Source organism: Pseudoalteromonas sp. MM17-2 (assembly GCF_022347945.1).
Lineage (GTDB): Bacteria > Pseudomonadota > Gammaproteobacteria > Enterobacterales > Alteromonadaceae > Pseudoalteromonas > Pseudoalteromonas ruthenica.
Genome location: NZ_JAKRFV010000015.1, coordinates 22,676 through 34,662, shown reverse-complemented (window position 1 = coordinate 34,662; position 11,987 = coordinate 22,676). Strand labels below are relative to the sequence as shown.

Annotated in this window: 10 protein-coding genes; 6 read left to right on the top strand and 4 right to left on the bottom strand. The window is 48.2% G+C overall.

The genetic code is table 11. The annotated features are described in order from the left end of the window. Window positions 1-65: 65 nt before the first annotated feature. From MHM93_RS12760 to MHM93_RS12750, 3 genes are read right to left on the bottom strand one after another with little or no spacing between them, the layout of a single operon-like run. Complete coding sequence (locus tag MHM93_RS12760) at window positions 66-662, bottom strand: tail fiber protein (RefSeq protein WP_130144769.1); 597 nt, start codon at window positions 660-662, stop codon at window positions 66-68. Between the two features lie 11 nt (window positions 663-673). Further along, window positions 674-1,627: a formyltransferase family protein gene (locus MHM93_RS12755; protein WP_239449357.1), complete on the bottom strand. Its 954-nt coding sequence runs from the start codon at window positions 1,625-1,627 to the stop codon at window positions 674-676. After that, window positions 1,620-2,888: a hypothetical protein gene (locus MHM93_RS12750; protein ID WP_239449356.1), complete on the bottom strand. Its 1,269-nt coding sequence runs from the start codon at window positions 2,886-2,888 to the stop codon at window positions 1,620-1,622. Before MHM93_RS12750 ends, MHM93_RS12755 begins: the two co-directional genes overlap by 8 nt. Window positions 2,889-3,130: 242 nt before the next feature. On the opposite strand from MHM93_RS12750, the gene cobO reads away from it, so the two are divergent. Together cobO and MHM93_RS12740 are read left to right on the top strand one after the other, a co-directional pair. Continuing rightward, on the top strand, window positions 3,131-3,727 hold the full coding sequence (cobO, locus tag MHM93_RS12745; RefSeq protein ID WP_239449355.1) for a cob(I)yrinic acid a,c-diamide adenosyltransferase: 597 nt from the start codon (window positions 3,131-3,133) through the stop codon (window positions 3,725-3,727). Next, the gene (locus MHM93_RS12740) at window positions 3,727-4,584 is read left to right on the top strand and encodes a cobalamin-binding protein (protein WP_239449354.1); all 858 of its coding nucleotides are present in this window, start codon (window positions 3,727-3,729) and stop codon (window positions 4,582-4,584) included. The genes cobO and MHM93_RS12740 overlap by 1 nt, the downstream gene beginning before the upstream one ends. Here the strand turns inward: MHM93_RS12740 and MHM93_RS12735 are convergent. Continuing rightward, window positions 4,581-5,102: a GNAT family N-acetyltransferase gene (locus MHM93_RS12735; protein WP_202903920.1), complete on the bottom strand. Its 522-nt coding sequence runs from the start codon at window positions 5,100-5,102 to the stop codon at window positions 4,581-4,583. The two genes, MHM93_RS12740 and MHM93_RS12735, sit on opposite strands and share 4 nt — an antisense overlap. Before the next feature lie 198 nt (window positions 5,103-5,300). Here MHM93_RS12735 and MHM93_RS12730 point away from each other — a divergent pair, with 198 nt between their 5' ends. From MHM93_RS12730 to glyA, 4 genes are all read left to right on the top strand, one after another. Then, the gene (locus MHM93_RS12730; protein ID WP_239449353.1) at window positions 5,301-6,002 is read left to right on the top strand and encodes a hypothetical protein; all 702 of its coding nucleotides are present in this window, start codon (window positions 5,301-5,303) and stop codon (window positions 6,000-6,002) included. Then, window positions 6,002-7,411: a DNA polymerase Y family protein gene (locus tag MHM93_RS12725; protein WP_239449352.1), complete on the top strand. Its 1,410-nt coding sequence runs from the start codon at window positions 6,002-6,004 to the stop codon at window positions 7,409-7,411. The genes MHM93_RS12730 and MHM93_RS12725 overlap by 1 nt, the downstream gene beginning before the upstream one ends. Continuing rightward, window positions 7,411-10,497, top strand: a complete 3,087-nt coding sequence (locus tag MHM93_RS12720; protein WP_239449351.1) for an error-prone DNA polymerase — start codon at window positions 7,411-7,413, stop codon at window positions 10,495-10,497. The genes MHM93_RS12725 and MHM93_RS12720 overlap by 1 nt, the downstream gene beginning before the upstream one ends. 193 nt (window positions 10,498-10,690) lie before the next feature. Continuing rightward, entirely contained in the window at window positions 10,691-11,947 is a 1,257-nt protein-coding gene (gene glyA / locus MHM93_RS12715) for a serine hydroxymethyltransferase (protein WP_022945772.1), read from the top strand. Window positions 11,948-11,987 lie beyond the last annotated feature (40 nt).

Here is an 11,987-nt window from a genome sequence, read left to right as displayed (position 1 = left end):
GACCTTCCTTAATTTGCAGTGTGGTGCTGAAGCACCACCGAGTTTGTTCCTAATATAGAGTTAGCTTAGTTCCTAGATGGGAAAATACCTACTTCAGCGATAGAGTAATTCACCCCTAAAGTAGGTTGCAGAATACTAAAGCTCTGATTGCCGCCTGGACTTGTTATACTGGCTGTTCCGCTAACAGATACACCTGCTAAGTTAACATTACTGCCGCTGTTAGCCGGAGCGTAGATCTTTTCAGGGTCATCGCCACGAGATTCACCGGGAATTGTTTTCGCGAGGATATACCCATCTTGTGGTGTTTCAGTTGTACCGTCAGCTGTGGTAGCCATCAGCGTTCCGGTTACATTGGTAAGCGCTGCAGTGAAGCTGTGTTGAGGAAGTTCAGTGACATTCAGTGTATGACGTTCGGCTCCATGAGTTTCGCCCATTCTCCAGTTAAACTGGCTTCCAGGGTGATTGCCTTCGCCCACTGCCGTGCGCCCACGTAAATCAGGCAAACCATAGGTGGTACGGCCGTCACCACCGTAGTTAGTGCCGAGTAACGAAAATAACGCGGTGTTTGAACTGATAGCGAGGAGCTGCCCAGCACACAGTGCCCAGCCGCGAGGGGCAAAATTAAAGCCAAAAGGTTGAATTTGTCCTAAAAATGCTTCCATTGTGGTATTCCTTATGCTTGCTGTTGTAAGAATTCTGAGTTGTTTAGGCGCTCACCAGCATCTAAATGAATAAGGTGCGCGAGACGTTCGCCGCTGAGGACGCCAAGCTCGCAGGCGAGAATATCCAAACGTACACAGCCACTTTGACTGCTTACTACGAGTCCATGTTCTTGAGATATCATCACCACAGTGCTAGGAGCTACACCGTAATCTGGGTAATCGACAGCCGTGGCTTGAATAACTTCAATATGCATTCCTTTAGCTTTGCATAGCACACGACCAAAATGACCATTGCTTGCTCGCGTAAGCGCATCAATTTGACCCGCACCAAACTGGCTAAAATCAAGGTCAATATGAGGCGGGGGGAGCGCTAATGCCGACACTGAGGTGACATGCTGCTGCTGGCTATTTCCGAGCTCATTGAGAAGAGCGTCTAATGAATGTAACGCTAAATATGCGAATCGTTGGGTTAGGCTGGCATAGGTGTCTTCAGCAGAAATCATCACGGGCTCTTGCAGTACTACTTGACCACTATCAAGCTGTTCACTCATGTGGTGCCAAGTCAGTGCGCTGTGTGTTTCTTGATTACGTATTTGCCAATAGATAGGGTCGCGTCCAGCGTACTCTGGAAGTTTGGAGGCGTGGCAGTTGATGATGCCACGGGGATAATGGCCCAACACGGAAGAAGGTAAGCGATAGCGAAAACCCATCACCAGCGCTAAGTCTGCCGTAAAATGCGTGAGATGGCTGGGGATCAGGTGGAGCTTTTCTTTACAAACCGCTTCAAACGCAATGTTGTTAGTTGCTAGGGTATTTAACAATAACAAAAGCGCTTCTTTGCCTTGCTGATATTGACTCGGATCTGGGGTTATCACACCCATCAGTTGCCCCGTTTGCTGTAGTTTCTCAATACAAGGCCAAGCGAACAAGGAGCTGGCGTAGATGACAATGCGTGGCTTAGTCATGGTGATGTACCTTAGTCACCAGGAATCCAGGTAAGCCATTGAGGCAATAATAAAATTTGAGCTCATCGCCTGATTGCGCCACGGTATCATCGGGATGACGGTCTTGAGGTTCAAAGTTAATACAAACAGATAAGTCAGGCAGTGGGTGAGTGATCCCAGACTCATACAAATTCAGTGTTTCTCCAGCGAATAGGGAGATATCGGTGTATAAACTAAGGGTTTGCTTATCGGCCTTATCAGGCAGATGAGGGATGCGCAGCGTTGCTCCTTCAATGAGTTGTTGCTGCTCATTAATATGTTGGGGGGCCATCGCTTTTAAACTGTCAGCGGTTAGGCTCATGATTTTTCCCAGCTCGGTGCGCTCACTGGCAACCTCGGCTTGCAATTGATGCTGTTCCTGTGGCGTTAAACCGTGCTGCTGCCACTGCTCTACATATTCCCGTTGAGCCACATTGAGCATGGCATGAATATCTATTCGTTCGGGGATAAGGTAGCCAGTGTGGCTCAGCTGCTTGGCAAAATGGCGAGCAATCGCTAGATGACCCTCGCGGCTAAAGCCATGCTGCATCGCCTCAACCACCACAAGATCAAATAACATAGGCGCGTTGTATTGACAGGCATCGCCGCAATATAGCTGGTGCACGTATTCTTGTAGCCCTAACTGGGCAAGTAGGTGATGCAGAGCTTTGATCGCGCCTGGTTGTATATCGATAAAAGTAACGCGCAATCGACGACCATCAATACCCTGGCTTTGGTAATAACTCAATAAGGGCACTAATAAAGGAGCAAAAGGACCGCAAGCAGGGTAAGCGATATGCAGTTGTCCTTGCTCGTCATCTAAAAGCGCGGTTACCGCTTTATCTATGGCACGCAAATAGCGACTAACACGCAACGTATCTTTGATAGTATGAATACAATAGTTAGGTGCCATTACCAGTCCATGCTGATGGATAAACTGCTGCCGGCGTTCATTGGCGGTAAGTTCCGCTTGCTCGTATAAAGCGCCAAAGTGTGTAAATAACGAGTTTAACTGCTTACTAACAGCATCTCGGTCAAAACTATGTGGAGTGATAATTTGGCGTGCTGTATCGACGACTAAGGCGTAAAGTGCATCACGCTCTAGGTGGATGGGTGACGTTATAAGTTGTTGTTTGAGTAAACTTTTTTGTTGTTGGTGTGCAAATAGCCCAGCTACACTGCCATCCATAGCGGAGTCATCGCTACAGCTAGGTGTATGTGGTTGATGTGCAAAAGCGTGCATGACCGAAGTCCCTGTTTTATTACCCTACCACTAGCGTATACTGAGCATGAGTGATTACTCGTTTTTGTAATACAGTGATATATTTCACCTGCTTTTGGCTCAAAAGGGTGTAAACAAGAAGCTGTGTTATAGGTCATAAGCGCCGACGAATAGTGTAACAGACTGAGTATATCGCTCTCTTAGAGGCTGTGTTCAGTAACGCGTATTTGACCATAAAGGTTAATACAATCATGGAGTTGTAAATGGCGGATAAAAACGAACAACATAAAAAACGTCAGCAAAAAGTGAAAAGTGAAGTGGATGCACGTATTGCCGAAGCGCAAACCGAACAGGGAGTGTTACAAGTGATCACTGGCAACGGGAAGGGGAAGTCAACATCTGGCTTTGGTACCGTTGCCCGCTGTGTTGGTCATGGCCAAAAAGCGGCGGTGGTACAATTTATTAAAGGCTTATGGGAGTGCGGTGAGCGCAACTTATTAGCTCAGGTAGGCGTGCCTTTTGCGGTGATGGAAACAGGCTTTACGTGGGAGACGCAAAACCGTGAAGCGGATACCCAGGCAGCACAGCAAACTTGGCAGCAAGCTAAGATTTATTTACAAGATAGCAGCATTGACTTGGTGTTGCTCGACGAGCTTACCTATATGATCACCTATGATTATTTAGATCTTGATGAGGTGCTCGTTGCACTACAAAACCGCCCACCCATGCAATCAGTGATTATTACTGGGCGAGGTGCTCATCGACGTTTAACTGAACTGGCTGATACCGTCAGTGAGGTTCGTAATGTAAAACATGCGTTTGAGGCCGGCATTAAAGCGCGTGCGGGGTTTGATTACTAATGCGTATCTTGATGTTGCTATTGATGCTGTGTACCAGCCTTAATAGCTATGGCCACAGTGAACAGCGCATTATTGCTCTTGCTCCTCATATTGTGGAAAACCTTTATGCTATTGGCGCCGGCGAACACATCGTCGCGACCGTTGAGCACGCAGACTACCCGCAGGCGGCTCAGGATATCCCCCGTATTGGTGGTTATTATGGCATTCAAATTGAAAAGGTATTGGCACTACAACCAACCTTAGTGGTGGTGTGGCAAAGTGGTAACAAAGCCAAAGACATCGAAGCATTGAAGCGCCTAGGTGTGCCGCTGCTAGTCAGTCAAGTGGAAGGGCCATTAGATATCGCCAAAGAGATCCGTGCGATTGGCGAACTTACCGGCCACGCAATAGAAGCAGAGCAAGTTGCTGCTCAATTTGAGCAGCGTTATCAACGCCTAAAAGAGCAATACCAAAGTGCTTCACAACAGCGTAAAAAGGTGTTTTATCAGTTGTGGCCAAAACCCATGATGACGGTGAATAATAATACGCTGATCGGTAAAGCAATCGAGCTGTGTGGTGGTGACAATGTATTTGCCGATAGCCGCGCTGATTATCCGCAAATCAGTGTTGAAAATGTATTATTAAGTGCACCGGATGTCATTGTTATGGCCGATGAAAAAGGGGCTGATAACAGCGCCATTAATTGGCAGCAATGGACCACGATCCCCGCCGTGAAACATAATCATATCAATAGCATTAATGCTGATTTACTGCACCGTTATAGCTTGCGCCTGCTCGATGGCATCGAGCAGCTCTGTACTGTGGTGAATAACAGTGAACAGCAAGCACATAGCCGCCAAGGTGACGCAGTACATTAGGTGTGAACCTTTATCGCGAGCTGATAAATGCACATATACTGGGTGTCCTTAGCGACACCCAGTTGATTGGCTATTTTCGTCTTTAACACCGCCCCTGCGCGCTGCGCAATGTTGATGCTGGCGAGGTTGTCTTCCAAGCAGTGAAAGTGTACGAAGTGTACATCTTCTCGCGCCCTCAAGTAGGGAATGATGTAAGCCAAGATACTGTCTATGACTCTGTGTCCGCGCGCTATATTCGCTAACCAGTAACCTAATTCACAGACTTGGGTATGAGGGTCTATATGCTTGATAGCGAATACCCCAGCAAATTCACTATGAAAGTAAATAGCGAACCATTTGGCGCCTGGCAACGGGCTGTTAAGGCGCTGCGTAATGTAGTGTTTGGCACTGGCATTATCAACGATATTGCGCTCCCACGGCATTGAGCGCGATAGATGTTCGCGGCTCTGCTCTACCGCATGGTAGAGCGCTGCTGCATCACTGCCACGCAGTAAGTCTAGGGTGATAGCAGAACTCACTGCTATTGCTGTCGAGCTGTTGTCAATCATGGAGAGCATGGCCCTTCGTGTAAATAGCTACTATGCCATTTCCCGCTTAGAAACTGAACTAAAAACTCCGTTATTACAAGCCGTTATAAATACTTATTGAAAACAACTTGGGGAGCTGTTTTTAAATCGTATATACTGTATAAATAAACAGTATTTTGGGTGGTGGTTATGAATTCAACATTAGCCTCAATGCAGCATCAAGGGTTAATTTTCAATGCAAAAGCACAGAGCGAACAGACAGAGTCGTGCCCGTTAACATACACACCAACAGGGTTTTCTGAGCTTGATGCTTTATTGCAAGGCGGTTGGCCTGATGCTGGGGTGATCAGTGTTTTTAGCCAGCCGGCAATCGGTGAATTTAGGTTACTGCAAGCGCTACTAAGCGCGCAGCAATCGGGTTTAATTATCCTTATTAACCCCCCGGCAGAACCTTGTGCCCACTGGCTTGCCCAGTTGCAGATAGCCAGCGAGCGCGTCGTTATTTTACGACCAAAAAGTGACAGTGAGGCGCTGTGGGCGGCAGAGCAATGTGCTCGTAGCAGCAGTTGTGCCTTAATATGGTTATGGCAGGAAGGCCTATCCTTTACCCAAGTTCGGCGTTTTAACTTAGCCTGTCAGCAATCGCAAGCGGTGCTGGTCTTGCTCAGTTATAGTACCCAGCCTTGCTCACTGCCGGTACAGCTGAGTGTGCATATCTTGCCCTCTGACATCGGTTTAACCGTGCGCTTATTGCGCCAACAAGGGCGTTTTGCCAGTGGCGAAGTACACCTAAGGCGCGCTCAGCTATGGCCTTTTTTACATTACAGTGACCTTCATCAGGCTTTCAAGGGAGGCGATAATGAGCCGTTACAGCATGTTGAGGTAGGCTGATGTTCTTGGCTGTGCACTTTTGTGATTTGCAATTGCAATGTCGGGCACTGACTGAGCCGGCTATTCTCGCGTGCAAAGATAAGGTGGTGCAAAGTAACCCGCCAGCGCAACAGGCCGGTATTAAGCCGGGGATGGGGCTCGCTAGTGCGGCGGCCCTGTGCAATACATTGGCTGTGTTTGCCTATGATGAACAGCTTGAGCGCCAGCTATTACAACAAATAGCGCAGCATTGTTACCAGCGTACTGGCGATATTATTCTATGTGGGAGTGACTGCTTAATTTTTGCGACCCACAGTATGCGGGTGCTCTATCCTGACATTGAGCAGCTATTTGAGGCGCTGCAAGGGGTATTTAGGCAGTGGTTGCAGCTCTATCGCTATGGTTGTGCACCGAGTATTGAAGCGGCGGAAGTGTTAGCGCGAGCGGGTACTGAGATGATCACTGACAGCCCCGCTACGGCACAGCACCGCTTGGAACAGTTGCCAGTGAGTGCGTTGCGTATAAGTAGCCAATACCACCATCAATTGGCGCGCTTAGGCTTGAATACGATTGGGCAGCTATTAGCGCTGCCTAAGGCCGAGCTACGCCAACGCTTTCCCTATGAATTATTGGACTACATAACTCGTTTGCAGGGCCAGCTAGGGCATGTGCGTTTACCAAAAAAAGGGCGCTGCTATCGCTTTTACCAACCTAGTCAGTACTTTCAGCGCTTGCAAGAGCTGAATTTTGAAATAGACGAGAGCGTGCGTTTACTCCCGGTGATGACCACCCTATGTGAGCATTTATGTGCTTATTTACGGCAAATGCAATTACACACCCAGAAGCTGCAGTTTAGCTTTTATTTTCGCGAATTACCCACACAGCTGTTTACGGTTCATAGTGTGGCACCACAAGGGCAGTTAGTGCCTTGGTTAACTTTAGTTCAAGTTAAGCTTGAGACCCTCAGCTTGGATGCCCCCGTTATTGCCGTGCAATTAACCTGTGAGCAATTCAGTGATGCCTTAGGTGAAAGCCAAAATTTATTTGATAAGCGCCAGCAAGGGCTGGCAAAACAGCAGTTGCTAGGGGTATTACACGCGCGCTTAGGGGCGCAACATTGTTATCACTTGCATTGCACCAATGCGCATATCCCTGAGTATACGCAAGTGAAGGAAAGCCCTTTACACAGCTATAGCACCTCTAGCTCCAGTAAAAAAACAGCCCCTCTGCGGCCTAATTTTTTACTGGAACCACAAGTACTTAGCGAGCAGGTTTGTTTATTACGCGGCCCAGAGCGGATACAAAGCCATTGGTGGCAACAGCAATTAATTGAACGTGACTATTACATTGGTGAAAATGCCCAAGGGCAATTATGTTGGTTGTTCAAAGACAAGCATCAGGGTTGGTTTGTACAGGGGTACTTCGCCTAATGAGTGCCGTGCAATACAGTGAACTCTTTTGTCAAAGTAACTTTAGCTTTCTCAGTGGTGCTTCGCACCCCGAGGAGCTGGTGGCGCAAGCATGTGAGCTGGGGTACCAGGCTTTGGCTTTGTGTGATGAGTGCTCGGTTGCCGCAGTGGTGCGGGCGCATAGTCATATTAAAGAGCAGCAACTGCCGCTGCGTTTAATCGTGGGCAGCTCTTTTCATTATCAACACTTACATTTTATTGCCCTGTGCCCAACCAAAAAAGCCTACAGCCAACTATGTCGCGTGATCACTAATGCCCGCCGGCGCACAGCCAAAGGTCATTATCAGCTTAGTGAATGGGATTTGAAAACTCTGCAAGGATGTATACTCATTTGGCTGCCCCAAGGTCAAGGGCAGGTGTTAAGTGAGCATGACCTGCACTGGGGAAAGTGGCTTAAGCGCCACTATAACAACCACCTTTACATTGGTGTACAGCGACATCTAAGCAGTTTTGACCCCGAGTATTTGACTTATACCGAGGCCTTAGCGCAACACCATCAGTTAACGACTGTAGCCGTTGGTGGGGCATTAATGCATAGCCCCGAACGTTTGCCGTTGCAGCATGTGCTCAGCGCCATTGCCGCCGGTAAATCGGTCCCCGAGCTAGGCGCAGCCTTACTCACCAACGCGGAGCGCGCACTGCGACCAAAAGCTAAGTTAGCCAAGCTGTTTTCGCCAGCGCAACTCGCAGCAACAGTGCATATTAGCCAAGCCTGTACTTTCAATCTCGATGAGCTCAGCTATCAATACCCACATGAGCTAGTACCTAAGGGATTAAGTGCTAGTGAGCACTTGCGTGCCTTGGTATCCGAAGGCGCGAACAAACGTTTTGGCGGGCCCCCACCGGCACACCTGCAAGCGCAAATAGATAAAGAGCTCAAATTGATTAGCGAGCAGCAATATGAGCCCTTTTTTTTAACTATCTACGATATTGTGTGCTTTGCCAAAAGTCGCGATATTCTTTATCAAGGGCGAGGCTCAGCGGCCAACTCCGTGGTGTGCTATTGCTTGGAGATCACGGCGGTAGACCCTCGACAAATTGATGTATTGTTTGAACGCTTTATTTCCAAGGAGCGCAATGAGCCCCCGGATATTGACGTCGACTTCGAACATCAGCGCCGAGAAGAAGTGTTTCAATATATTTACCGCAAATATGGGCGGCAGCGAGCTGCTTTAGCTGCAACGGTGATCACCTATCGTTTGAAAAGTGCCATTCGTGATGTTGGCAAGGCGTTAGGGTTTAGTGAAACACAACTGGATTACTATATTAAGCAGCTAAATCATCGCCATGGCAGCGAGCAATGGCAGGCGCAACTGATCAAGCTTGGCCTTGACCCGGATGTGGCCATTAACCAACATTTTTTCCGCTTAGTGGATGAAATTCGCGGCTTTCCTCGGCATTTATCCCAGCATGTGGGTGGCTTTGTGATCTCGCAAGGTCCGCTGCATGAGCTAGTGCCAGTGGAAAATGCGGCAATGGCCGAGCGCACCGTGATTCAGTGGGATAAAGATGACCTTGAAAGCCTCGCCTTATTAAAAGTCGATGTACTTGCCTTGGGTATGCTCAGTGCTATACACCGCTGCTTCAAGTTACTGGCGCAACATTACCAACACTGTATCAGCATTGCCGATATTACCCGCCTTGGCGATGATCCTCAGGTGTTTGCGATGTTACAACGCGCCGATACCGTCGGGGTATTCCAAATTGAATCGCGCGCACAAATGAGCATGTTGCCAAGGCTTAAACCACGGTGTTACTACGACTTAGTGATTCAAATTGCCATTGTACGCCCTGGGCCCATTCAGGGGGATATGGTACACCCATTTCTAAAACGCCGTGATGGTACAGAGACCATTGCTTACCCCTCTAAAGAAGTTGAGCAAGTCCTTAAGCGCACTTTAGGGGTGCCGATATTTCAAGAGCAAGTGATAAAAATTGCCATGGTCGCTGCGGGCTTCAGTGGTGGTGAAGCCGACCAGCTACGTCGGGCCATGGCTAAATGGAAACGTGATGGCGAGCTGACTCAGTTTAAACGTAAACTCATCACTGGCATGTTAGCGCGCGGGTACGAGCAGCAATTTGCTGAGCGTATCTATCAACAAATTTGTGGTTTTGGCGAATATGGCTTTCCCGAGTCGCATTCGGCGAGCTTTGCGGTGCTGGCCTATGTCTCTGCTTACTTAAAATATTATTACCCGAGTGCGTTTTTCTGTGCCTTAGCAAACAGCTTACCCATGGGCTTTTATTCATTAGACCAGCTCATGCAGGACGCTCGACGTCACCAGGTTACGGTGTTGCCCGTTGATATCAACACCTCAGTGTGGGAGCACCAGCTGGTACGCCAAGGGCAAAGTTTCGCGATACGCTTAGGGCTGCGTTGCGTTAAAGGGTTTCGTCAGCAAAGTGCGCAACAGCTCGTTAAACAACGGCCAATAGCCGGATACAGCAGCGTCAGTGAGCTGTATCAAAGCGGCTTACGCGAGGTGGAATTAGAAGCGTTAGCGAGCAGCAATGCACTCGCGAGCATAGCGCAAGATCGCTTTAATAGCCGCTGGCAGATTATCGACAAACAACAGCGGTTACCGCTCTTTGGTGAACAGAGCGATGCATTGCCATTAGCACCGCCAAGTAAGTTACAGGATACCCTAGAAGATTATGCCAGTATGGGGGTCAATATGGGCGCGCATCCACTGTGTTATTTACGCGCCGAAGGGGGATTACAGCACGCAAAAACCGCCCAGCAATTGCGTCTTTGTCGCAGTGGCGCCAGTGTCACTATTGCTGGCTTGGTCACTGGACGGCAATCACCAGGCAGTGCCGCCGGGGTGACATTTCTAACCTTGGAAGATGAAACCGGCAACACCAATGTCGTGGTGTGGCAGGCAACGGCGAAGGCCCAGCAACAAGCCTTTCTAACCGCACGTTTATTGGAAGTGAAAGGGGTAATAGAAAACCACCAAGGGGTGATCCATGTGATTGCTGGGCGGCTTATTGATCATAGTGACAAGTTACCGGCATTGATACTGAAAAGCCGATTTTTTCATTAGCAATAAAAATAAAACAGTTATTTTTTATTTGTTTTTATTATGTTTTGGATTTAAAAATATCATTCTTTTAGGGCTGTGAAAAAAATTCAATCCTTGTTTAAATAAGCTCACACATCCTTGATAGGCAAATGCGCGGTTTGCGCGTACAATAACACCTTTCAAATCGACAATTACGTTGCACCTAGGAGACAGCATGTTAGAACGTAGCATGAACATTGCAGACTTTGATCCAGAACTTGCCAAAGCGATGGGCGATGAGGTTTCTCGTCAAGAAGAGCATATTGAGCTTATTGCCTCGGAAAACTACTGTAGTCCACGCGTACTTGAAGCGCAGGGCTCACAGCTTACCAATAAATATGCCGAAGGCTATCCGGGCAAACGCTACTACGGTGGTTGTGAGCACGTCGACGTTGTTGAGCAATTGGCGATTGACCGTGCTAACGAGCTGTTTGGCACTGAGTATGCAAACGTGCAACCGCATGCCGGCTCGCAAGCTAATGCCGCAGTGTTTCAAGCGCTACTTCAGCCACACGACACTGTACTAGGCATGAGCTTAGCTCATGGCGGTCACTTAACTCATGGTGCACATGTAAACTTCTCAGGCAAAACCTACAATGCCATTCAATATGGTTTGAATGAGCAAACCGGTGAGATCGATTACGATCAAGTTGAAGCCCTTGCCCTTGAGCACAAGCCAAAGATGATCATTGGTGGTTTCTCAGCTTATTCTGGTATCGTTGATTGGCAGCGTTTCCGCGAGATTGCCGATAAAGTCGGTGCTTACTTATTCGTAGATATGGCACACGTAGCCGGCCTTATCGCTGCCGGTGTGTACCCAAGTCCAGTGCCTTACGCACATGTGATCACCACCACCACACACAAAACGCTAGCGGGCCCACGCGGCGGTTTGATCATCTCTAATTGTGGTGATGAAGATATTTATAAGAAGCTTAACAGCGCGGTTTTCCCAGGCGGTCAAGGTGGCCCACTGTGTCACGTTATTGCAGCCAAAGCGGTGGCTTTCAAAGAAGCACTACAGCCAGAATTTAAAGCATACCAGCAACAGGTTGTGGCTAACGCACAAGCAATGGTATCAGTGTTACAAGAGCGCGGTTATAAAGTGGTATCAGGAAAAACAGACAACCACCTATTCCTGCTTGATTTAATCGATAAAGACATTACCGGTAAAGATGCTGATGCAGCACTCGGTAACGCCAATATCACGGTGAATAAGAACTCAGTACCGAATGACCCACGTTCACCCTTTGTCACTTCTGGTTTACGTCTTGGTTCACCAGCGATTACTCGCCGTGGCTTTAAAGAAGCAGAAGCGAAAGAGCTTGCTGGCTGGATCTGCGATGTACTTGATAACATCGAAAGCACTGATGTTCAGGCAAAAGTGAAAGAGCAAGTGAAAGCGATCTGTGCTAAGTTTCCAGTGTATGCCTAAGCTGCACTAAATAGCCATTAGGCAAACATTTGTGTATGAT